The following is a 23057-nucleotide window of genomic DNA, read 5'->3' as shown; positions in this document are numbered from 1 at the left end:
AACGTAGTCTCCGACAAAAAATGAAACGGACTGCTATGGATAACGATTATATGATTCGAGTTCTTTCCTCGTGTTTCATTGACTCTACCTTAAATTCCTCTGACTCCTTATGTCAAGCCTAATTTAGATGCTCTTACCCTGAGGTTCCCAGCTAAAATTTTATTCCCACCCATTTGGGCAACGGCATTTTCAAAACTACTAACCCCTCGACTTTCATCAGGAATAGTTGTTAGGCAATTTTTTAAGAACTCTAAGCAACTAATAAAATTACTTTTTCCTGAACCATTTGAACCTATAAAGACGTTAAGCTTGTTGAGATAGCTCGACTGATATAATTGTAAATTTTTATAATTTTTGGCTGCCAGAAACTGAAGAATTGGTTGATTCATTTTATTTGTAGCAAATCTCTATTTTCCCAAATATAGCAATCGCCATAGCGGTTAGGACGCACCTTATGGTAGAGACGTAGCATGCTACGTCTCTACAGTCGGGGGAAGAACTATCCAATTCATTCCACTAAGTTTAAAGAGGTGACCTCAAGGATTGTCCCTTCTAGTTTGGTGCTATCAAGTTTGACATTTGTCAAGTCCGTCCCGGCTAAATTGGCGTCGCTTAAATCCGCATCTTTTAAAATCGCCGCCGTTAGCTTGGCATAAGCTAAATTAGACCGACCTAAATTGGCTCCATTCAATTTAGCTTCTGTGAGGTTGGCTTCAATCAGGTTCGCCCCACTCAAGTTAACCCCACTCAGGTTAGCATTGGTGAGGTTGACTCCAATCATATTGGTGATACTGAGATTAGCACCTGTGAGATCGGCGTTACTCAAATTTGCTTTGATCAGGTTAGCGCCGCTCAGGTAAGCAATCATCAGGCTGCTATGACTCATATCCGCACAACTTAGTTCAGCCCCACTTAAGTTAGCACCACTGAGATTGGCATATCGCAGGTTGGCAACGCCAAGTTTGCTGCCAATCAAATTCGCATCCTTGAGGTTAGCATCTCTAAGATCCGCATTACTGAGCGTGGCAATAATTAGATCCGCTTTACTGAGATCCGCTCCAATTAGTTTGGCATCTCGCAAGTTGGCATCACTGAGGTCAGCATTACACAGGTTAGCCCCCATGAGGTCAGCCCCTCGTAAGTCAGCATCGCGCAAGTCAGCATCACGCAAGTCGGCATCACGCAGGTCAGCATTCTGGAAACTTCGCTCTCCTGCTGCGTAACGTGACCGAAATTCGTTTGCATCCATAGGTGTAGGTGGGTTGGGTGTCTTGGGAATTCAGCTTGAACGAGCCTTTCCCAACAATGCTAGGTTCTAGCACGAACCAGAGGAACCGGAATCCTAACTCACGGAACTGGTTTGGGAATCTCCAGTCAAACTGATCAGGGTTCCTTCTAGCTTAGCTTGATCTAGATTGGCATCGGTCAAATCCGCGCTAGCAAAATTGGCGTCGCGCAAATCTGCGTGACACAATAATGCTCCATTGAGCTTGGCATGAGCTAAGTTGGCTCGATACAATTTGGCTTCACTTAAATTGGCGCCACTGAGATTGGCTTCAATCAAGTTCGCCCCATTGAGATCTGCACTAATTAGATTAGCACCACTGAGATCGGCTCCGATGAGATTGGTAATACTCAGATTAGCACCGCTTAAGTTAGCGTCGCTTAGGTTAACTTTAATTAAACTCGCATCACTCAGATAGGCGCGACTCAGACTGGCGCCCTTGAGGTTAGCACCACTGAGTTCTGCACTGATTAAGTTGGCACCGATCAGATTTGCCTCACTCAGGTTAGCAACACCCATCTTTGCGCCAATCAGGTTTGCCTCACTCAAGTTAGCTCCATTCAAATCCGCATCACTGAGGGTGGTAAAAATGAGATCTGCACCCGTTAGATTAGCACCTTGCAAATTAGCTTCGCTTAGATTAGCACCACTCAAGTCAGAATAACTTAGGTCAGCTTGGTTTAGGTCAGCACCAATCAGATTGACACTGCGAAAATTTCTTTCACCTGCGGCATAACGCGACCGAATTTCTGTAGCATCCATAGGTTTTATGTTGTAAATTTAGGCTTAACAAATTTTTACGGCAAAACCAGTTGTCTAATCCTGTTTGGTCACTTTACATCCAAAAAACATAAGACCAATGACCAATGACCCATCAAATAAAAACCCGATGTTCTAGGGATGGCATCTGGCGGCGAACTTGTTCAAGGCGAGTCGGATTAATTTCTGCGATCGCGACACCCGGTTTATCGCCAGCATCGGCTAAGATCACCCCCCAAGGGTCAACAATCATGGCGTGACCGTGGGTTTTACGCATGGCGTAATGACGTCCCGTTTGGGCGGGTGCAATCACGTAACAGGTGTTTTCAATGGCTCGTGCTTGGAGTAGGACTTGCCAATGATCTTTTCCCGTATACGCGGTAAAGGCAGCCGGAACAAACAAAATGTCAGCCCCTTTATAGGCTAAATGACGGTAAAGTTCTGGGAAGCGAACATCATAGCACACCGATAGTCCTAAGTTACCTAATGTTTCGGAGTGGCAAACGGGTGGTAGTTGATCCCCTGGCATCACCGTACTCGATTCTTGATAGGTATTGCCATCGGGGACATTCACATCGAATAAGTGAACTTTTTGATAACGCACCAGTTCGACGCCATTGGGATCGATGAGCAAGGCGGTGTTGTAAACTTTTGTATCGTCTACAGGCACAGGAAATCCTCCCCCAAGCAGCGTGACTTGGAAGCGCTGTGCCATGGTTTTGAGGAATTTTTCACTCTGGAGGGCGATCGCGTCAGCTTGTGCCACTTTGTCTTCTTCTTTACCGAGGAACGAGAAGTTTTCCGGTAAAGTAATCAGCTCAGCGCCTTGGCGCACCGCCAGTTCAATCAATGTTTCTGCCTCAACCAGATTCTTCTCTAGGTCAGGCAAGCTTGTCATTTGCACAGCAGCGGCAAGATAAGACTTCATCGGTAGCAAGAGTAGAAATGATTCTATCGTTTAAGTTTTTGCCATTAACTATACCAGGCAACGCCGTGGACAGCCATATCAATCCTGGATGCACTGGCGCGATCGCGTCTCGGAGAGCGCGTATTGAGTCGGGTTCGGTGCATCTCCTGCCTTTTTGTCACAGCTAATTTAGATTAATTCTTTCTTCAGAAGGATACCCAAAACACAATGATTTAGCTAACTTACTCACTATAAGGTTAGGCACTTGTCAACTGAGTTAAGGTTTTCTGTAAATAAATGTAATCTTTAATCAAGAACGTGGGGCGTATCAGCGCCACCTTGAAACAAACCCTTAAGGAGTACGTCTTTTTCGATAAGAATCCTGGGTTGCCATTGAGATTTGGATACAGTTGGTGATACAATCTCACCTGATCTTGAACAGACATCTAAAGAAGGACAAGAAGGCATGAATCTAATTTGTGAAATTACTCAACAAGCGCTATTAACCGGTTATTTAACCCTGGAATCTGAAAATCAACTGCGCCAGCTTCTATCTAGAAACTATGGCACAGAAGACTTGAAAGCCTTCATTCGATTGCAGCAAGCGGTCATGGAAGGCTTAGTTAGGCAAGAGTCTCGTGAACGGTTCTTTTCTAGATTATCCCCAGGAAGCTGTATCCAGGAGGTCGCGATCGCTACTTGACAAAGTTTAAAACTTGCCATCGAGGGTTGCGAAGGGTCAAAAAAAAAATATATATATTGGGTTAGCTAAGGCTAATATTTTTCGGTTGATTTCGATTCATAATATCATATCCGCCGAAACCGTTATTATTTCCTGTCATTTGGCTACCTTACTCATTCCCTTTTACCATCTGTATTCTGTTTTCTGAATGTATGTTTTTTCAGGAATTCAATCATTTCTGGTCAAACACACCTGAAGAAAAATGCATGAAACCCCTATTAGTACAGTATTGCAATTATAAGCAATCGTCAGAACATGACATTACTTCGTCGCGACAACAGCGATATTCCACGCCAACCGTTTCATCAAAGGAATCTTTTTTAGACTCTGATCAATTGTCTCCAGCCGCCGATACGTCGGACTCAATTGTTCCTGTTCGATAATAATCTTTTTCCAGTAACGTTCCTGATTGGGATCAACTTTTTCAATTAAATAGAAGCGCAAAAAAATCCAAAGGCTTGCCAGCCAAAAGGTATCATAGCTTACTTGCGAAAAAAGAGACTTGACCACTTTGACAAAATTAATATCCAAGGGCATTTCATCATCAGTACGCACTTCAGTCGCCATCCGTCGATAAACATTAATCACAGGATTATGCTTTAGCGGGTCCCAAAAACAGGCTTTTCCTCCGGGTTTGAGGATACGGTGCATTTCCTGTAGTGCGATTTTAGGATCGGGAATATGGTGCAATAAATTGGAGGCATAAACAATATCAAACGTATTGTCTGCAAAATCCAGCGCCATAGCATTCGCTGTATGTCCTTCAATGTTAACGCCGTTAGCCGCTGCTAATTTTAGCGCCACGTCTACCATTCCGGCTGAATAGTCGGCGGCGACACAATTCGCTCCTTTTTGGGCAAAATAAACACTATTTTCACCCGCACCACAGCCTAAATCTAAGAGACGTTTGCCGCGAATATCGCCCAGTTGTTGCAGAATAAAGCGGTTTTCTGGGGCGGTACAGGCTTCAAAATAATCAGCCACGCGAATGCCATCGACATCAATGGCGGCTGCCCAGGTATCATGAAACTGGCGTTCTTTGTTGAGAGTTTCGTCAATCATCTTGTCGGTAAGGGTTAGGAAGAGACGGTTAGGGAGTTAATGGTAATTGTACAAGAATTTGCGCTATTTATGATAAACTATGTACCCTCACAAGAAAACTCTAGGGCATCGGTCAAGGACCCGGTTTTTTTGATTAAAATGTCGATTTCGTTGTTGTCCTCATGAGAAACCCGGTTTCTGGGAATACTTGACCGCATTTTACAGCAATTAAGGGTTTAAAATAAACGTGCGATCGCGCCCTAAAAAGAAAGACAAAAATCAAGGAACCACTGAAGATCAAAAGCCAAACAAGCCAGCTTCGGTAAAAGCTCGGTCTAGGTCAAGTGTAAAACCAAGATTTTCAGCCCACTCCCATAAATAATCAAAATCAAGTTGTTCTCCTTGCACCTTGAGAACTGCCAAGACATCACGCCATTGTTTTTCCGAACCTGAACCCTGCCTCCATCGCAGTTTACTTAAAATAATATCTTCAGGAGAAGCAAAATAGAGCCTCGTTTCTTCAAACTCAATTACCCGTCTGCGCTCAAACTGTAGGCGCTCAAATTCATCCGTTCCGGTTATCAGTAAATCAGCACGACTAATGCTCTCCATATCGGTAATTTGTAGGGTTTTTATCCGACCCAATTTCACATCATCAACACCGGGAACATAAAAACCACACTCGTTGAGGGCGTCGGTAAGGCGATCAATATCAGTGGGAGAAATACCGATAACTAAATCTAAATCCTGTGTTGTGCGGGGTTCACCGTAAGCAATTGCTGCTATCCCACCCGTGATGTAATAGGGAATGGACAATGCGGTAAAAATGGGATGAAGTTTAACCGCTAACTGTACCGAATCCTGAATCCACATTTCTGGCTTGACGGTGGGAATATAATTAGGAGGGTAATGGTCTTGTAACCACGCTCTAGCAATTTTTTGGGCGAACTGGGTTGGGGAAAGATGTGCAAATTGTTGGCTAAGAGAACACAACGACAGCTTACGGGCGCTCTTTGTCAGCGAGGCTGCCATTTTCAACCGATTGCCCGGTGTTCGTTGTCGGAGTAAGTGGAATGTCAACTTATCTATTTCTATACTGGTGTCTTTAGCCTGGGGACGGTATCCTGATATAACAGAGAATGGAATGGGTTGAATCATCGCGATCGCGAGTGCAAGATCTGAGTTTCTTTCTATAATCTTATGGACGCAGTTTTCGTCTCAATTCCCGCAGCATCCGACTGGTTCCTTGTTCAATGGCTTGTTGTACCAATGGGGGAATTAGTTCGGTAATTGACATATCAGGAAAGATTGCTGTTTCTGGGGAAAGACTATAGTCCCCATTGCGGAAAATATATATCCTAAGCTGATGATGGCGATAAATCCAAACTTCTGGAACTCCTAAAGCGGCGTAAGCGTCAAGGGTTGTTTTTGAGGTAACATCACACTCAATAGCCAGATCTGGGGGTGGGTAAATGTCTAAATCCATAGCCGTGCAACCTTGGACACGGTTGGCGTTCTGGATATAGAGACAGGTATCGGGTTCAACACCAGCAATAACTGGACGTTTGAAGGTTGTTGAACCAAAGTCTTCCCAATCCCGCTCTTGGCTATCTAGAATCGTTTTAACAATATCGGCAATGATGCGATGGGGACGTTCATGAATGGCTAACGGGGACATGATTGAGAGAATGCCTTGGTAGTAGGCGATGCGGGTGTTACGGTGTTCGCCTAACTCTACCAGAATTTGTTCAAAATCTTGCCAAGATACGTCAGAAATCTGAATGGTGCTACCTGGCGTTAGTTCAATGGCGCGAATGGGAATAGTGACACTCAACCTATTTTGCTCCAATTGATGCAATTGATGATATCAAATCCACTTAAGCCACGGCGATTAAAATCGCTGCTACACAAACAAAGTCCGCAAGGTAAGGACTGGATTATATAGCAAGTCGCTAGGCGTGTATTTACAACTCCCGTACCTGAAACTGAGTCCAGATGGGATGTTCGTACAAACCAAGTGTAACTAGACCAGCGCGAAGCGCTATAAATTAGATCCCCGACATCTTCAAGACGTCGGGGATCTGGTAAGGATAGATTAAACTGGGGCTACCGCTTTATCTGTCTCGCGATCGCGACTTTCTTGACCTTGCCCCTGTAACCAACCATAGAGTCGGTTCAGGGCATTCACATAGGCTTGGGCTGATGCCACAATAATATCGGTATTAGCCGCATGACCGGAAAAGACGCGACTGTTATAACGTAGCCGAATTGTGACTTCCCCTAGGGCGTCAATCCCGGCTGTCACTGACTGCACTGAATATTCAATCAGTTCGTTCGGAACATTCACCACCCGGTTAATCGCTTTATACACTGCATCCACTGGACCCGTTCCAATCGCCGCATCCATGAGTTCTTCACCTTCTGGGGTGCGTAAGGTTACGGTAGCCGTAGGACGAGCATGATCCCCACAAGATACCTGAACTAATTCTAAATGGAAGAGTTCGGGAACTTGGCGGATTTCGTCGTTAACCAGGGCTTCTAAATCCCAATCGGATACTTCTTTTTTCTTATCCGCCACTTCTTTAAAGCGGACAAATGCCTTGTTCAACTCCGTCTCGGACAGATCAAACCCCAATTCCTTCAGACGGTTGCGGAAGGCGTTGCGCCCAGAATGTTTACCTAAGACAATCTGATTGTCGGTTAACCCAATTAACTTGGCATCCATGATTTCATAAGTCAACTTATTTTTGAGGACGCCATCTTGGTGAATACCCGATTCGTGGGCAAAAGCGTTTGCGCCGACAATTGCCTTATTCGGTTGCACTAACATTCCGGTTAAATTCGAGACTAACCGTGAGGTTTTGTAAATCTGGCGCGTGTCAATATTGGTTAAAGCTTCCTCTGATTCCGTAGGGCGTCCAAAGTAGGGATTGTAAAATTGCCGCCGAACGTGTAACGCCATGACGAGTTCTTCTAAGGCGGCATTTCCTGCGCGTTCACCAATACCATTAATCGTACATTCTAACTGTCGCGCCCCATTTTTCACCGCTTCCAGAAAGTTGGCAACGGCTAATCCTAGGTCATTGTGACCATGAACGGAGATAATCGCTTGGTCGATATTGGGGACATTTTCTTTAATCCCGCGAATCAATGCGCCAAACTCAGTGGGGGTGGTGTAGCCTACGGTATCGGGAATATTTACCGTTGTCGCCCCCGCCGCGATCGCACGTTCTAACACCTCGTACAAAAACTCTGGATCAGAACGCCCTGCGTCTTCGGGGGAAAACTCCACATCCTCGACAAAGGATTTGGCATACGCTACCATTTCCTCCGCGATCGCCAATACGTCTTGTCGAGTCTTTTTCAGTTTGTATTTGAGATGAATATCAGATGTGGCGATAAATGTATGAATTCGCCCATGGGCAGCGGGTTTCAGGGCTTTGGCGGCGGCTTCGATATCCTGACGAGTGGCTCGGGCTAACCCACAAATTGTTAGTCCCGACTCGCCACCGACAGCTTGAGCAATCTTTTGCACCGCCTCAAAGTCACCGACACTGGCATAGGGGAACCCCGCTTCAATCACATCTACACCGAGTCGTGCCAATTGCCGTGCGATCGTTAGTTTCTCCTCTACATTTAATGTGGCTCCAGGACACTGTTCGCCATCGCGCAGCGTGGTATCAAAAATAATAATTCGATTGGGTTGTGTGTTCATTTGATTGTCTCCAGTCAGAACTCGTTAATCTTCAATGAGTTAAATCATAAGGGCTAGTTTGTGTGATTAATCAAGAATCCGTTTTCTCGATATAATCACGTATATCATTTAAGTCGATATACCGATCTGTAGCATTTCTTAATTCTCTAGCAATCATTCCTTCCGTTGATACGACTGTAATATGAGTATTTTTTGAACGCAGTAACTCGATTGCCCGTTCAAAATCACCATCTCCACTAAACAGAATAACTCGGTCATACTGTTCTACCGTATTAAACATATCAACAACAATTTCTATATCAAGATTAGCTTTTTGGGAATAGCGACCCGAACTATCATCATAATACTCTTTTAAAATTTTAGTTCGGACTGTGTAACCTAGGCTAATTAGGGCATCTCTAAATCCGCGCTGATCTTGGGGATCTTTTAATCCGGTGTACCAAAATGCATTAACCAGAACAATATGGGGTTCTTTTCTAAAATATTCTAAGACCCGCTTTGGATCAAAGAACCAGCCATTTTTTTGTTGAGCATAGAACATATTATTCCCATCAACAAAAATAGAAATACGGTTCATCGAGCAAGGCATATAAACTCAGACCTAATAGTTTTGGGAAATTTAAGTGAACTTCTTATTTTAGCAATTTTAATCTAAATATTGGCTGATAGTTAGTCTATCGGCGTAATTCCTAAGCGTTTTAGCGCTATCTAAATTGTCTTACTCTCTCACCTCCAAGTTCAATCTCCTGGCAAAGAAACTCCTGTCGCTAGATTTCTCTCTGCTTTAGAAAACCTTAGCAACTCTATAGGATGTAGACAGGGGGCTATCTTCAAGCTATTCTCAGGCTTGAGAATAACACCAACCCATTAGCTGTAGATGTACTTTATCGAATTCGGCGATTCATCCCCAACTATACCCGATCAGAGTTAGTGGAGGATGAATCGCCAGTAATAGCAAGTTTGCTTGCATTTAAGTCAACAAGTGTGATAATATTACATTGTTTTTTATGAATATACTGATATAAGCATAATTCTACCGTGGGGTATCAGGAAAGTCACGCCTAGGACATTCTTGAGTGTTCTCTGTTCCCTGTTCCCTGTGACACACCGAGCGTGTTACCGAGCGCAGTTCGACTAGGCTCACTGACCATCGAGGTAAGTCGAGGTGTTCCCTATTCCCTATTCCCTCTTGGGAGCAACTGATGTCTTAATGTATCCCCGGAGTATTATAAGTAAGAACACCAGTCGCTCCAACTTCCAGCATAAAGCTTACCCCTTCCCGTTCCAGCTAATTCCAGGGATAAGAGATTCACGCAGGCGGTGACTCCAGAGCCACAATAGACAATGATGTCTGATTTATCCTGGATATCCTGCCATCGCTGTTTTTGCTGATCGGGGGAGTGGAGATAACCTTGAGCATTCGTTACCTCTTGCCACGGGTAATTCATCGCCCCAGGGATATGCCCCGCAACGGGGTCAATCGGTTCATGCTCTCCTAAATAGCGATCGCGTGCCCGTGAATCCACTAAAGCCACATTGGGTAAGTCTTTCCGGGTTTTGACCCCGTTGATATCAACCACCCAGTCAGAGCGCACTTGCGGCACGAACTGCCCCGGTTGAGGTTCCGGTATCGTATCGGTTACTGGATACCCTTGAGATTGCCATGCGCCCCAGCCACCATCCAGTACCGCAACGCGATCGTGTCCCAGGTAACGCAGTAACCACCACAGACGCGCCGCAAACGCAAAACGGGAATCATCATAAGCCACGACTAAGGTTTCACCGAATCTGACCCCAATCGCGGCAAGTTTTTGAGCAATTCGGTTGGGATTAGGTAAGGGATGACGCCCACCATGACGTTCCACAGGGGCAGACAGATCTTGGTTCAAATCCAAGTAATACGCTCCCGGAATGTGACTCGTCTGATACTGGTGATATCCCTGTTGCGGATCAGCAAGGGCAAAACGACAATCAATGACGACCACTTGCGGATCATCGAGGTGTTCTTTTAGAAATTGAGTCGAAATAATAAAAGGATGATCAATCATTACTATAAGAATTCCGTTAAAACGGATTAATCGTTATTGAAAAATATACGCCATTTTCTTGCCAAGTATCATCCTCAGAATCAACTGAAATCAAGGGAATCCCCCAATCTAAGCGAGCGGTAATGCGATCGCCTTGTTGCCATTGTAGTCCCAACCCTAATGATGCCAAACTACTGGGGTCCGGATCATCGATCTCGCCGTTATTCCAGGTTGTGCCAACATCCACAAAGGGAGTAACCTGCAAAATACCGTCCCACTCAGGAATGCGTAAAATGGGCAGCCGCACCTCAGCTGAGGCAAAGGCTCCATTATCGGTGAGTCGAATATCTTGGCGATAGCCGCGCACACTTCCTAGACCCCCTAACCCAATTTGCTCAACGGGTAACAAATCTTGAGCCGCCAGTTGAATATCACCCTGAAGAACGAGTAACGTATCCGGGGCTAAGAGTCTCACCCACTGGGCTTGACCCCGCCAGGTAAAGAAGCGACTATCCGGCTCATCATCGTTGACTGTGGCATCAAAGATACCCAGACCCAAATTAAACTGAGAGCGTAGGGCAAAGACTTCACTTGCCCCTCGTTGAGTCCACTCTTGAAAGAATCGTAGGGCTGAAACGCGAATCCGTCCATCCTCATCAGCCCCTAGTGAGGGAAAGCCAAGTCGAAAGCCAAGTCTGTCTTCTAAGAAAACGGTTTCTGTATTGCGTCGGGACGCGGTTAAACCCACTGCCAATTCCTGGGTTGGCGTTTCCAGGAGGGGTTGACGAAACGTCAGGTCAAAACTGGTGGAGTCGGATTGGATATCGAGAAAGTTAAACGGCTCTTCAATAATCTCGCTGGAGGTATTGCTAAAGCTAAAGCTAACCGTGCCATTACGCGGATTAACGGGTAGGGTGTAGTTAAATTCAATCTCGTCGCTACCATCGGTATTTGTATAGCTGAGTGTTGCGCCATCACCGAATCCGAGTAAGTTGGCTTGGGTGATGGACGCCCCGCGCCGGAAGCTACCCACACTAGGGGAACGCCCATTGTTAGCAAACAGTTGGTAACTCCAAGTGTTTGCTTCAATAACATCAACAATGAGTAAACTGGTACCAGGTCCAGAACCCGTTGAGAGTTCAGCCGAGATATTTTCGATCAGGGGATCGAGTTGCAAAAGACGCAGGGATTCTAGTAAATGTGGTACATTCAGGGGTTTGGGATTAGCAACGGCAATCCGCGATCGCACATAGTTGGGACGCAGACGGCGCAGCCCATTCACCTGAATCTCTTCAATTCCACCTTCGACAATTTCAATGGTTACGGTGTCTTGGGTTAGGGGTTGAGGCGGAATGAAGGCACCCGATGTGGCATAGCCGTTGTCCACGTACAACTGGGTGACAGCAGTTCTGGCATTGAGGAGTTCAGCAAAGGTAATGGGGCGATTCGTGAACTCCGCCGTTACTTCGGCTAACTCTTCATCACTAAAGGCAGTGTTACCGATGAATTCAAATTGGTTTACCGTAATTTGCTCTTGAGTCGCCCCCTCCGGCGTCTCAGGTGTTTCGGGCGTGGTTGGGGTAAATTCAGGGGGTTCGAGAAGCTGTTCGGGGGGAGGAAGTGTGGGAGAGGGTATGGCTTCTGGTTGCCGTGAGGGAGGCGGTGGCTCAATGTCTTGAGGTGGAGGGAGTTCCGGAATTGAGGGACTGTCACGGGGAGTGGTGCGATCGGGAACTTGAGCGTTGAATGTTGAGTGTTGGGTGTTGAGTATTGACCCAACCCTAGGTACATCGGAAACCTGGTTTGTAGGGGCGGGTTTAGGGACTGTCGTTTGGCTATGGATAGTAACGTTTGGGCAAAACCCGCCCTGACTGAGGGTTGAATGGGTGATCTCATGTTCGCCTAAACAGTTATCATGTCCTTCGACCTTGCTACCTGGCTGCTTACCTGCTGCCCTCTGTTCCCTACCTTCTGCCTTGATCGAATCTTCTGCCTTTGTCAGAGACAAGCCCTGATCGGCTGAAGACTTAGTGTTTGTGAGGATAGGTAGACTTTGAGCCTTTACCGAGGGAGTTAGCCAAAACGCCGCCCACAATGCTGCTATAGAAGTGAATAGAATTTGCCCGTTGGAATTAACACCAATCATCTTGTTCATTTATCAAAAATAAAGAGGCTAATTATCGAGAACCAGGGTGAGACAATTATCGCTGATCATGAATATAGTCATCTTTTTGATCGACCACGAGTAGTCAGGCATGGCAAAGATTCTACACCTATTTTCATTAATCGTCTCGCTCCTGTCGTAACACCCTAGGAGACTGACGACTTTAGCGGAGTGGTACGACTAAGTAGGTGGGAAAAATCAAAGTTAACGGCGGCGATAGTCATACTCGCTTGAGCGAGAAGCAAGCTACGTTATGTAAGGATTTGAGGAATGTTTACAAACGTTAACCCCGTTGGGGTTATTTCCACCAACTTACTGATCTAAAGCGACTCGCTTGGCGATATCAGCCTACTATTTACTGTTAAGCCCCTGATGTGATGAAGCGTTTGATTCGTGAACTACTCCGTTACTTTTTCAGTACGCTTTAATTTTCTTATCTTGTTTGGTGATAACACCAATGGGAGATTTGAGTGAGTGCGTCCTGCCTCAAATCCCAATAAATTATGTTAATATAAATTACTTTAGGTAATATGTCAAAACCTCTCCGATTAACAGACTGGTATAACCATACCCTCACGAGCCAGTACGTCATTGGGAAAGACCGATTTCACTTGGGATTCCATCCAGTCAAGAAACTCATCATCATGGTCAGGATGGTAGTGAGACATCACAATTCGTTTAACTCCTGCGGCTTTAGCTGTAGCTAAACCGGTTTGCCAGAGTTGGTCTTGCCAGTCTAAAGGCGAAGGTTTTAGAGAATCATCTGCACGAATATTACAGGGAGCATCCAAAATGAGCAAGTCAGCATGGCGGGCTAAGTGCAACAAATTTTGATCCAGTTGATCCGGCGATTGGGAGTGAGCGATCGCGTAGACGGCAGAATGACCGTTCCAGGTGACTCGGTAGCCCATTGAGTGGGATGCAGCGTTCAGTAAGACGGCTTCAACGACCAAATCATCCACGGTGATTTTATCCCCCGAACCCAGTTCGTAAAATTTTAGCTCCGATTGCATGACCTGGAGGGGAACGGGGAAATTCGGCGCTAACATTTGTCGCCCTAAGCGCTTTTCGATTGAGTCTCCGTTAGTCGCCCTTGCACCATAGATGTGGAAACAATTGCCGGGAATAAAGGCAGGTGTAAAAAATGGAAAACCTTGAATGCTGTCCCAGTGGCAGTGGGTGAAGAAGAGGTAAGCTTCTAGGGGCATTTGACGGAGTAAATGGTTGCCGAGAAGTCGCAAACCACTCCCCCCATCAAAAATTAGGCGTTTGGAACCGACACGCATTTCTACACAGGAGGTATTGCCACCATAGCGTACCGTTTCTTTTCCTGGAGCCGAAACTTTACCTCGAACGCCCCAAAATTGGACAACAAAATTGACGGTAGGGCCAGTTACCATGTTGGCTATAACATTAGATGTGCGGGGACTGGGTGACGCTGGATCAGAATCTGGCATCGTTCAATTAAGTGAGCTGCCCTTAGCCAAGCTTCACACCAAGCAATTTCCACTATATGATACTCAGATAAGGGTACTTTCGGTGAGATAGTCGCTAAGGCTTTTGTGTCCAAGAGGGCAAAGTAGGTATTTTTAAAGGAAATTTGGTTGGGAGAGCTTGTCAAAAACAAGGATGAATTTATAGCTTTCCCCTAGGTTGAATTTTCTAGCACCCTGATTCCGATCAGGAAGTTTCTCTCAAGTCTGTTAATTTTAGCGTGCTTGGTGGACTTGACTTGTGAGTTCTGTCACAAAAAGCAATAAGTAGGAGCTGAGGGGGTGACAAGGGACTTGAGGGTACTACTGGGTGTCGGGTGTCGGGTGTCGGGTTTAGGGTGTCGGGAAAAATTGAACTTTACTCAGGGAGTCACCAAAAACTCTATTGTTTATTCGTTGGCTCGCCTGGAGAGCGCTTGCTCCTTACCCTATCTCCTCTTATGTTATGTTATGGGCTTTTGTGTTTCTTACCGATTTTCCCCACACCCCATACCCCACACCCCATACCCTGCCTACCTTCGACGCGAGCTTGTCACCCCTTCAGGAGTAGGGGTTGGGTTACCAAACCCCTACTGAGGCTACTGGACTATCTGCCAGTCTTCTCCCCGGCGGCGACACACTTCTCAACCAGTGGCATAACCTCCTTGATATCCTTCCAGCCTAGAATTTCCGTGACTTTTTTCTCCAGATTTTTGTACGTCCTGAAAAATTCAGAAATTTCATCCAACCGATGCTCGGCAACATCTTTCAGGGATTTCACTTGAGCATAGCGTGGATCTTTGTCAGGAACACAGAGGATTTTCTCGTCGCGATCGCCTGAGTCAATCATCTCCAGCATACCAATGGGACGGGCGGTAATCACACAACCTGGAAACGTTGGCTGATCCATCATCACCATACCATCAAGGGGGTCGCCGTCATCAGCTAAGGTGTTTGGGATAAAGCCGTAATCATAAGGATATTGCACCGAGGAATATAAGACTCGATCAAGGGCAAAAGCCTGTAAATCTTTGTCGTACTCGTACTTGTTTTTACTCCCGGCTGGGATTTCAATTAAAACGTTGATCAGTCCCGGTTTGGGTTGACTTACAATGCGTGATAAATCCATGACTAAATCGTGTAAGCGACACAGCAGATGGGATGACCTAACTATCCAAGATTGTCAAGGTCAAGCCAGCACAGGTAGCGGTTCGCTTTGATTTTTGACCTGTGCCTTTTCTGTTATACAACGTTGCTGGGACTGTCCCAAACCTTCCGTGATACCAAGTACCACAGGGGATATTTGGTATCTATTAGCCGTGCGCCAAAATCTCAGATGATGCTTTAGGTGGACATGATCGGATTTATCCCACCAACTCGGATTTGGTATCCGCCATTCCTTGTTTGTTAATTATTTCATCGTTATTTTGTTATTTAAGAATTTTGCCAATTGTTTATTTCTGACCTTGGCAGTGAGTAGGGTGTTGTCGGCAAAACATCCAAGCTGCCAGACGAGTAATAAGCAATGGCTAAGAAAGGTAAGGTCAGAGTTAAAAAAGCCATTACCGCACCTATAATTTCTGCCCACCTATGAGGATGGGGTTCAGAAGTCTTGGCAGACGAGCCGCTGGATTCCATAAATTAGGTTGTGATCAGAACTTGAGTCAATTGAGAATTTATCTGATGGGCTATACTATAGACCATACCTTGTCTATTTTAACAAGTTTTTTTCTCAAGAATTGTTTTCCACTAAACAATTTTCCTAAAATCTTACCCTCAGTAGGCGGACATAATTAAACTTAACGGTTGCGATAAGCAAGGAACAGGGAACAGTAAGGATTGAGCGGCTTGTTAACATTTCTTAGGATAGCGGACATAATTTATGTCCAGCTACTTATAGCGCTACGCAATAGGCAATAGGCAATAAGCAATAAGGTAAGCTGTTATGCATTTAAATTGGGAATATAGCGGTTCTCATTTGAAAGCACTACACCCTACACCCTACACCCCACACCCTGCCTCTACCAGTATGTATTGCACCCAATTGAGAAGTGCTATAGGCAGTGACCAAGATGGTTGTACCACAAGGATTTCGCCATTATTGACAATAAGGTTTAAATGCCAAACAGCTTATACTTTATTAATTAGGACATCTATCGGCTCCAAACAACTGACTTTAGACAGATTGACGGGAGTCCTCGTGAATCCTAGCCGAAGTTTCTGACCCTAACGTAACAACCCAACCTCTTCTAATTTTAGGTAAAAAAATACAAAAAACCGCCTCTAACACTAGGCGGTGGAATTAAGCAATCGGAGGGTAGTATTAGATTACGTTCTTTCCTTCTTGGGGGACTGTAACAATGTTTACCAAATAATTCCTTTTTGAGTTTTAAATGTTAAATTTTGCTCAAAAATGATATGACAATTATCACATTAGCGATGAGCATACACGCCCATTGGCTCTTTGATCCACCGGATGTAAAAATGCTTAAATGTAGAGCGAATCAGGCGAGGCATTCCAAAATCAATTGGCATTAACCGATCCGGTAGCTTCCAATCGAGTACATTGGTATCGGCTGGGTGCAGGTGAGGAAAATCCAGGGTATCCAGAGTTGGATTTAACCCTAAGTTCATCGCGGCGGCTAGAGTGGGGACTTGAGTCGGATCGACATTGAGTAAATTCGCGATCGCACAATCCAACGCAAAGACATCCGCCGACGCCGCTAGGGTATCCAAGCGCCGGGGTTCACCCCCACTCGGACCATTTCCCTCATGAGCGATGATCGCATCCAAAATCGTCAAGCTGGGATCAATTGCCCGCGCCGTTTCCACTAACATTTCCCCAAACCGTAGGGCATCTTTACCTGCTTCAGCGTGCCACCAGGCTTTCATTTTACCAGGAACACAGCCAAATAGGTTCTTAACCCCCAGCGTCAAGGTTAACTGAGTGTGAGACTTCAGCTTGGGTAAATTAATCACCACATCCGCATCCATCGCTTCTTTACACAGGCGCAGGTGGTTAAAGGTATGGCTAACCGTTTGATAACGCTGACCATGGAATTCGACAATGGGAATATTCAGTTGGTCTATCATCGGCAAATAGCCATTCGCCTGTGCTACCCCTTTAGCTGTACCAAAGGCGGGACTATCACCCAGAAACGGTTGACCCCCCGCTTCCTTGACCAATTGGGCGACAGTATAAACCAGTTCGGGGCGAGTAATGCATTCTTTTCCCGGACGTCCAGCCGTCAGCAGATTAGGCTTGAGGAGGACGCGATCGCCTGCTTTGACAAATGCCCTAATCCCGCCCAACGGTTCCAGCAAGGTTTCTACGGCGGTTCTCAATGGCTGTCGGTTATAGGACTCTGCCCGAATTAAACTAACGCTAGACATAGGTATTGTGAAATAGCTTTAGTTTATCTTAGACTTTCGCACCACGGGACAAAGCTGTGACTCGTTGACAATCGAAGAAAACCCCATCCCCTTCCAGTTGAGAAAGCTGGGGTGTTATTTCAATTTTGACAATTTGAGCCGTCAGAATCGTCACCGTTTGATCGAACAGATGCAGGGTTAACAAAGGTTGACTGAGGAAATTGGCAAGTTGTTCGCTAAAGGCTTCTGGTGTCACCGGAATATCAAAGGATTCGGTTTCGCCATTGATGTAATGCAAGGTGATTTGGGTAAAACTATCTTGACTTTGCATGGTTAGTCCTTTGTCATTCGTCATTCGTCCTTTGTCATTCGTTAGACGACAAGGCACTCATTTTATCAAGATCGAGTACCTTGGCTAAGTCCTCAGCACTCATCAATCCTTTATCGAGTACGATTTCTCGTAGCGATTTGCCTGTTTCCAGAGATTCCTTGGCGACAGCCGCCGCGTTGAGATAACCGATGTGGGGATTCAGGGCGGTGACTAATGCTAGACTTCCTTCGGCGTAGTTTAAACAGCGATCGCGTCGGGCTGTGATTCCCGTGATACATTTTTGGGTTAAGGCAGATAGGGTATTGCCAAGAATTTCAATACTGTGAATCAGATTATAGGCAATCAGCGGCATCATCACATTCAACTCCAATTGACCCGCTTGAGCCGCTAGAGCGATCGCGCTGTCATACCCCATCACCTGAAAGCATACCATAGAGGTCATTTCCGCCATCACCGGATTATATTTTCCTGGCATAATCGATGATCCCGGTTGCACGGGGGGAAGTTGAATTTCCTTGAATCCGGTTTTGGGTCCCGAATCCATTAGCCGCAAGTCATGGGAAATTTTGACCAAATCCTGTGCCAAATTGCGTAAACTGCCCGATACATTCACAAATGGTGCCATACTCTGCATCGCCGCCATGAGATGGGGGGCAGATTTGAGGGGTTGATCCACCAGTTGGGCAAGAATTTGGGCAACCTGATGGCGATAGTCGGGATGGGTGTTTAATCCCGTTCCCGTTGCACTTCCGCCTAATCCCAGTACCATTAAGTCTTCTGAGGCTCGTTCAATCCGAGTGGTATGATCGGTGAGAATTTGCGCCCACGCCCGAAAGTCTTCCCCTAGGCGCACAGGTACGGCGTCTTGGAGATGGGTTCTGCCGGATTTAACTACATCTTGGAATTCATCGCCTTTATTATCCAGGGCGGTAATCGCATCGGATAGGGCTGGATACAAGGTATGTTCTAACGCCAACAGCGCCCCGATTCTAATCGCTGTGGGGATGACATCATTGGTGGATTGTCCATAGTTGACGTGATCATTGGGACTAACCCGTTTATAGTTTCCCTTCTCATCGCCCAGGATTTCCAATGCCCGATTTGCCAGCACCTCGTTAATATTCATGTGGTGGGATGTGCCAGCACCCGCTTGGTAAACATCGACGACAAATTGATCCCGCCATTGCCCTTTGAGGATTTCGTCCGCCGCTTGGACAATCGCTTGGCTAATCTCTTGGGGAATACAGCCTAGATTACCATTCGCGATCGCGGTGGCTTTTTTGATCAGCACACAGGCGTCTATGTAGGTGGGTAAGGGTTTAATCCCGCTGATCGGAAAGTTTTCAATTGCCCGTAGGGTTTGAATCCCGTAGTAGGCGTCGCTGGGGATTTCGCGTTCCCCCATAGAATCCTGTTCGATTCGATATCCGGCACTGGATTGATCGCTCATAAGTCACTCAAAACTGAACACTCTCTCACGTAGGCGGGGTGGGTTTTGAGAAAACTTTATCATTAATTTCCTATTCCTGCCCCTACTTAGGGCGGGCTGAATGAATATATAAGGTATACCAGACAATACTTTCAGGCATTTTCGACTGAACAAGTGCCTAAGCAAGATCCCCGACTTCTCCAAGAAGTCGGGGATCTGTCTATGTACCTCACGATAACGCCGCTAATTTAATTTGAGCGATATTCACATAATTGTAAGTTCCTGAATGTCCCCCATTACCTCCTGTATAGTTGGCATTATGGGCAAAACTTGACATGTTAATGGCTTGCTCATCGCCAAAAATCTTGATTTCGTAATTCTGGTTAGCGATTAAGTCTACTTGAGTAAAAATGACAGAAGACTCTAACCAACGATCCCAACTGCCAAGATGGGGCATGATTAGATAACCATCTGCCACCACTTGATTAGTTTGTAAATTCGTCATTTGCAAATGTTTAACCCCACAAGTGATCCCTGTATTGATCGAGCCGGCGCCATTTCCGGCAACCACCTGAATCGCGTGAGCGCCACTAAACTGAGCTTTAATCTGAACCGTAATCTGATGTTCAGGTTCGCCCCAATTTTCAAAATGTTGTCTACCATGGCGTTCAGAAAGTTGACCCCCGATCGCGGAAAATTGGTCAGCGTTAATAGAATAAATACGATGATTATTAGCCCCCCAATAACAGCAGGGATGAGAACGTTGAGATATTGTGCCTGTGTTGGTGTAAATCGTTTCCAGATTATAACAATAGCTAGGCGATCGCCTTCCCTCACTATTTTGATCTCGCCAAGTTGTCAGATGACCGGAGAGTCCCCTAGCCACTAATTGTCCATCTCGATAAATATTAACCGTAACTTCATCTGGATTTTCGCCATTCAGATTAAATTTAATCTCTAATTGGTTCTCTATAGCCGTGATAGATTCAATGATCGGGAATCGAGGTGCAAACCTATATCTATAATCTTCTAGGTTACTAATGATATTAATCGGATGATGTTTTGAATATGCTGCGACTAAATCCACCTCGATGACATTACTTTTATCAAGCATTGCATCCGTAATTTCAGAGGTTACTATTTGTCCATTGAGACGAATCTCTCCAACTGGATAAGCACCCTCCATCTGTTCATTCACAGGGGGTAAATTAACAGTAATATTCAGTTTATGGGATTTATAGGCAAACTCATTGAGAACTAACTTAGTTGACTTAGGTAAAAGAGAGTTACGAAATTCACGGGTGATATAAGGAGCAATATGTATCCCTGAATCTGTCCAAGAGAGTCCAAAAATAATGTCATGGATCATCGACAGATAACCGGCTACTGACCATAATTGGCGGGGTGAATTTACGGGAGGTTCTTTGGGTTCAGTCTCTAGTTCAACCCTTCCACTTACAGCATCAAAGTTTTCCATGTTCGATAAACTCAAAGCTGCACCGCGAATTAAGGAACTCATTCCCAGAGTGACAACTTGAGCATTGCCGACCTTTTTAGCTGCCCTCAGCCAATAGGCAGTAACAAAGGGCCAAATGGCTTGGTTATGATAAATGAGCGTATCCTTTTGTTGCGGAAAAATAACCGCAGCCCCTTTGGGGAAATGGGGATAATTAGAAACAATTTGAGCGGCTTGCGTGTCCTCAGCGATATCCAGTAAAATAGCCAAAGCATTGCCTAATAAATCATATTGATGAGCAGCACCTGGAGCAAAGGTTGTCGTGATAAAGGTAGAATAGAGTTTGGAGTCTGGTAAATAGAGGTGAGTGCGGATGGCTTGACCTAAATCCTGCGCCCATTGGCTGTATTTTATTTGTTCAGAATTATGACCAAATTCTCCAGCCAGAGACGCCGCCAACTGTAAGGCATTAAAGTGACAGCAATTCGTCGAAAGGGCTTTGGACATACCAATTTTTACCGGATCTTCAGCCACCCAGCCAGGATAACTTTGTTCTCGCCAATCTAAGAATGACTGTTCTCCGCGATAAAGCCCATCTTGGCAATCAAAAATGACGTGGCGATCCTGTTCAATTGTATTTTTGAGTGCTTCATAAGCACAACGGGCAAAGTCTTTCCGTGTCTTACTTTGAAGTTGTTGCAATAAAGCCTGACAACCAAACGACCAAACCACGCGATCGCTTGATATGGGATAACTACCTCCTGTACCCGTATCTTGTATAATTTGCTGATTACCCCCTGCTCGAATTTCAGAGAGTTTAAAGTCCAACGAATTTAAACAGCGAATGGGATCAATCGTAGCTAAACTCAGATGCACCGCATAGGAAATATCTCGTGTCCAAATATAAGTCCAGAATAAGCCTGTCTCAAAATAGCCGCCTTCAGGTGCAGGAATCTCTTGTCCATTACAATAGGCACTATCTTTAATCTCAGACACTGAACATTGACGAACTTCTTCTATGGCTAGAGCGTAAAGTGCATCAAACCAGGTATGATTGCTATGTAGGGTAGGATAATCCTTTGATTCGACAATTTGCCTGGGGTTGACTAAATAGTCTTGATAACTTCGACGTTGATCATTATCATTAAATTTAGTTTGTAATGGAGCATTTGTTTGTATATAAAATGCTCTTGTTTTTCCTGTATAAGCAACTGTAAATATTGCTTTATAAGAACTATTTTTTTCTCCTAATACTTCTAGTCTATCAGTTCCTTTAGACAATAAAAGTGACAGATTTTTCATCTCATAAAACCTTATTAGCGGAGTTGTAGTCTTCTACAGGAGGGACTTCAGATTAAGTAGGTTGGTGGAAATAAACCTACCTCTATTACCACAGACAGATCCCCGACTTCTTGGGAGTTGTCGGGGATCTCGCTTATGTACCTCATCAACCTACCAAATCGGCTGTAAATTCTGTACATAACCCTCAAACCCTTACATAAAACTAAGGACAAATGACAAATGACGATCTCAGCCGTTAACGTTTATTGTCCCTACCAACTTAAACAATTATTCCCCTTGCGGCTGCGGTGACGTGGGTGCGCCAGAATTGGGTGGAACAGAACCACCAGGATTGATGGGGAATTGTCCCGGAGACGGGGATAAACCCCCTGGATTCGGTTGGGGTAATCCAAATTGAGATTGACCCGGAATCCCTGGAAATGGAGGCGGCAAATTAGGATTAAATGTGCCATCAGGATTCATTGGCAGTTGTCCAGGATTGGGGTTAAATTCGGGGACTCCAGTTGGCGGAGACATGGGATTCGTTCCCGGAAATTGCGGCGATTGTCCGGGTGAATTAGCTAGCGCCACGCGATCGCCCCCGACTTCCCGCAGCAAATCTAAGACTTGCACAACTTCGTTATACATGGCGTTGGGGGAAGCGTAGAGGACAAACACGCCACTGGGGTTTTGTTGCTTGTAAGCTTGGAGTTGTTGAATAAACTTCTCTTGAGTGATCATCTCCTCTTTTTCCACATACACTTGCCCCAATTCATTTAGACTGATCATCAGAATTTGTCGTCCCTGGGCGGTTCCGGTACTGGCTTTGGGTAAATCCACATTAATGGCTTGTTGGCGCGATAGCCCCACGGCTGCCAGGATAAAGAAGGTCAAGATACAGAAGATAACATCAATGAGCGGTACGATCTCGATGCGAACTTCTTCCGTGGGGGAATCCATCCGCAAGTTTAAGGGGCGGGGTAATGGGGGAACAAAAGCGGCGCGTTGTTTTTTGGTTCGCGGCTGGGGTGACTGGCGTAGTGTTGTCATTATTTAAAGGTCAAAATCGGGCAAAC

19 protein-coding genes are annotated in these 23057 nt (G+C 45.4%); 1 reads left to right on the top strand and 18 read right to left on the bottom strand.

Annotation, left to right across the window (positions count from 1 at the left end; all coding sequences use genetic code 11):
* Positions 1–107: 107 nt before the first annotated feature.
* The 4 genes from RID53_RS35015 to RID53_RS35000 all read right to left on the bottom strand — a co-directional run bounded on the left by RID53_RS35015 (position 108) and on the right by RID53_RS35000 (position 2972).
* Entirely contained in the window at positions 108–389 is a 282-nt protein-coding gene (locus tag RID53_RS35015; RefSeq protein ID WP_446392476.1) for an AAA family ATPase, read from the bottom strand.
* Positions 390–508: 119 nt separating this feature from the next.
* Positions 509–1249, bottom strand: a complete 741-nt coding sequence (locus RID53_RS35010) for a pentapeptide repeat-containing protein (RefSeq protein WP_446392475.1) — start codon at positions 1247–1249, stop codon at positions 509–511.
* Positions 1250–1342: 93 nt separating this feature from the next.
* Positions 1343–2047 carry a pentapeptide repeat-containing protein gene (locus tag RID53_RS35005; protein ID WP_446392474.1) on the bottom strand — a complete coding sequence of 235 codons (705 nt, stop codon included), beginning with the start codon at positions 2045–2047 and terminating at the stop codon, positions 1343–1345.
* Between the two features lie 112 nt (positions 2048–2159).
* Positions 2160–2972, bottom strand: coding sequence for a carbon-nitrogen hydrolase family protein (locus RID53_RS35000; RefSeq protein ID WP_446392473.1), 813 nt, complete (start codon positions 2970–2972; stop codon positions 2160–2162).
* 379 nt (positions 2973–3351) lie between these two features.
* On the opposite strand from RID53_RS35000, the gene RID53_RS34995 reads away from it, so the two are divergent.
* Positions 3352–3654, top strand: coding sequence for a hypothetical protein (locus RID53_RS34995; protein WP_446392472.1), 303 nt, complete (start codon positions 3352–3354; stop codon positions 3652–3654).
* Between the two features lie 300 nt (positions 3655–3954).
* Here the strand turns inward: RID53_RS34995 and RID53_RS34990 are convergent, their stop codons facing one another.
* From RID53_RS34990 to RID53_RS34925, 14 genes are all read right to left on the bottom strand, one after another.
* Complete coding sequence (locus tag RID53_RS34990) at positions 3955–4755, bottom strand: class I SAM-dependent methyltransferase (RefSeq protein WP_446392471.1); 801 nt, start codon at positions 4753–4755, stop codon at positions 3955–3957.
* A gap of 276 nt (positions 4756–5031) precedes the next feature.
* Positions 5032–5892 carry a hypothetical protein gene (locus tag RID53_RS34985; RefSeq protein WP_446392470.1) on the bottom strand — a complete coding sequence of 287 codons (861 nt, stop codon included), beginning with the start codon at positions 5890–5892 and terminating at the stop codon, positions 5032–5034.
* A 40-nt stretch (positions 5893–5932) separates the two neighbouring features.
* Positions 5933–6568, bottom strand: coding sequence for a Uma2 family endonuclease (locus tag RID53_RS34980; RefSeq protein WP_446392469.1), 636 nt, complete (start codon positions 6566–6568; stop codon positions 5933–5935).
* A gap of 261 nt (positions 6569–6829) precedes the next feature.
* Positions 6830–8449, bottom strand: coding sequence for a 2-isopropylmalate synthase (locus RID53_RS34975; RefSeq protein ID WP_446392468.1), 1620 nt, complete (start codon positions 8447–8449; stop codon positions 6830–6832).
* A gap of 70 nt (positions 8450–8519) precedes the next feature.
* A complete protein-coding gene (locus RID53_RS34970; protein ID WP_006101490.1) occupies positions 8520–9038 on the bottom strand; it encodes a LabA-like NYN domain-containing protein in 519 nt (172 codons plus the stop codon).
* Positions 9039–9675: 637 nt separating this feature from the next.
* Positions 9676–10497, bottom strand: coding sequence for a sulfurtransferase (locus RID53_RS34965; RefSeq protein ID WP_446392467.1), 822 nt, complete (start codon positions 10495–10497; stop codon positions 9676–9678).
* A gap of 16 nt (positions 10498–10513) precedes the next feature.
* On the bottom strand, positions 10514–12631 hold the full coding sequence (locus tag RID53_RS34960; protein ID WP_446392466.1) for a ShlB/FhaC/HecB family hemolysin secretion/activation protein: 2118 nt from the start codon (positions 12629–12631) through the stop codon (positions 10514–10516).
* 557 nt (positions 12632–13188) lie between these two features.
* Entirely contained in the window at positions 13189–14040 is an 852-nt protein-coding gene (locus tag RID53_RS34955; RefSeq protein WP_446392465.1) for an MBL fold metallo-hydrolase, read from the bottom strand.
* Positions 14041–14719: 679 nt separating this feature from the next.
* Positions 14720–15241 carry an inorganic diphosphatase gene (locus RID53_RS34950; RefSeq protein ID WP_446392464.1) on the bottom strand — a complete coding sequence of 174 codons (522 nt, stop codon included), beginning with the start codon at positions 15239–15241 and terminating at the stop codon, positions 14720–14722.
* A 1304-nt stretch (positions 15242–16545) separates the two neighbouring features.
* Entirely contained in the window at positions 16546–17505 is a 960-nt protein-coding gene (locus RID53_RS34945) for a DUF362 domain-containing protein (RefSeq protein WP_446392463.1), read from the bottom strand.
* Between the two features lie 28 nt (positions 17506–17533).
* Positions 17534–17839: a hypothetical protein gene (locus RID53_RS34940; protein ID WP_446392462.1), complete on the bottom strand. Its 306-nt coding sequence runs from the start codon at positions 17837–17839 to the stop codon at positions 17534–17536.
* 10 nt (positions 17840–17849) lie between these two features.
* A complete protein-coding gene (locus RID53_RS34935; RefSeq protein WP_446392461.1) occupies positions 17850–19265 on the bottom strand; it encodes an aspartate ammonia-lyase in 1416 nt (471 codons plus the stop codon).
* Positions 19266–19473: 208 nt separating this feature from the next.
* A complete protein-coding gene (locus tag RID53_RS34930; protein WP_446392460.1) occupies positions 19474–22002 on the bottom strand; it encodes an alpha-L-rhamnosidase-related protein in 2529 nt (842 codons plus the stop codon).
* A 267-nt stretch (positions 22003–22269) separates the two neighbouring features.
* Positions 22270–23031 carry an ExbD/TolR family protein gene (locus RID53_RS34925; RefSeq protein ID WP_446392459.1) on the bottom strand — a complete coding sequence of 254 codons (762 nt, stop codon included), beginning with the start codon at positions 23029–23031 and terminating at the stop codon, positions 22270–22272.
* Positions 23032–23057 lie beyond the last annotated feature (26 nt).

The sequence above is a fragment of the Coleofasciculus sp. B1-GNL1-01 genome, assembly GCF_040220235.1.
Classification (GTDB): domain Bacteria; phylum Cyanobacteriota; class Cyanobacteriia; order Cyanobacteriales; family Coleofasciculaceae; genus Coleofasciculus.
Note: the sequence above shows the minus strand (reverse complement) of the source record. Positions and strands in the feature narration are given on the sequence as shown.

Coding starts and splice junctions, on each gene's coding strand:
- RID53_RS34935 (WP_446392461.1), bottom strand. CDS start 19,265: ATGAGCGATCAATCCAGTGCCGGATATCGAATCGAACAGGATTCTATG.
- RID53_RS34990 (WP_446392471.1), bottom strand. CDS start 4,755: ATGATTGACGAAACTCTCAACAAAGAACGCCAGTTTCATGATACCTGG.
- RID53_RS35000 (WP_446392473.1), bottom strand. CDS start 2,972: ATGAAGTCTTATCTTGCCGCTGCTGTGCAAATGACAAGCTTGCCTGAC.
- RID53_RS35010 (WP_446392475.1), bottom strand. CDS start 1,249: ATGGATGCAAACGAATTTCGGTCACGTTACGCAGCAGGAGAGCGAAGT.
- RID53_RS34960 (WP_446392466.1), bottom strand. CDS start 12,631: ATGAACAAGATGATTGGTGTTAATTCCAACGGGCAAATTCTATTCACT.
- RID53_RS34985 (WP_446392470.1), bottom strand. CDS start 5,892: ATGATTCAACCCATTCCATTCTCTGTTATATCAGGATACCGTCCCCAG.
- RID53_RS34925 (WP_446392459.1), bottom strand. CDS start 23,031: ATGACAACACTACGCCAGTCACCCCAGCCGCGAACCAAAAAACAACGC.
- RID53_RS34975 (WP_446392468.1), bottom strand. CDS start 8,449: ATGAACACACAACCCAATCGAATTATTATTTTTGATACCACGCTGCGC.
- RID53_RS34970 (WP_006101490.1), bottom strand. CDS start 9,038: ATGCCTTGCTCGATGAACCGTATTTCTATTTTTGTTGATGGGAATAAT.
- RID53_RS34950 (WP_446392464.1), bottom strand. CDS start 15,241: ATGGATTTATCACGCATTGTAAGTCAACCCAAACCGGGACTGATCAAC.
- RID53_RS34940 (WP_446392462.1), bottom strand. CDS start 17,839: ATGACGAATGACAAAGGACTAACCATGCAAAGTCAAGATAGTTTTACC.
- RID53_RS34965 (WP_446392467.1), bottom strand. CDS start 10,497: ATGATTGATCATCCTTTTATTATTTCGACTCAATTTCTAAAAGAACAC.
- RID53_RS34930 (WP_446392460.1), bottom strand. CDS start 22,002: ATGAAAAATCTGTCACTTTTATTGTCTAAAGGAACTGATAGACTAGAA.
- RID53_RS34955 (WP_446392465.1), bottom strand. CDS start 14,040: ATGGTAACTGGCCCTACCGTCAATTTTGTTGTCCAATTTTGGGGCGTT.
- RID53_RS35005 (WP_446392474.1), bottom strand. CDS start 2,047: ATGGATGCTACAGAAATTCGGTCGCGTTATGCCGCAGGTGAAAGAAAT.
- RID53_RS34945 (WP_446392463.1), bottom strand. CDS start 17,505: ATGTCTAGCGTTAGTTTAATTCGGGCAGAGTCCTATAACCGACAGCCA.
- RID53_RS35015 (WP_446392476.1), bottom strand. CDS start 389: ATGAATCAACCAATTCTTCAGTTTCTGGCAGCCAAAAATTATAAAAAT.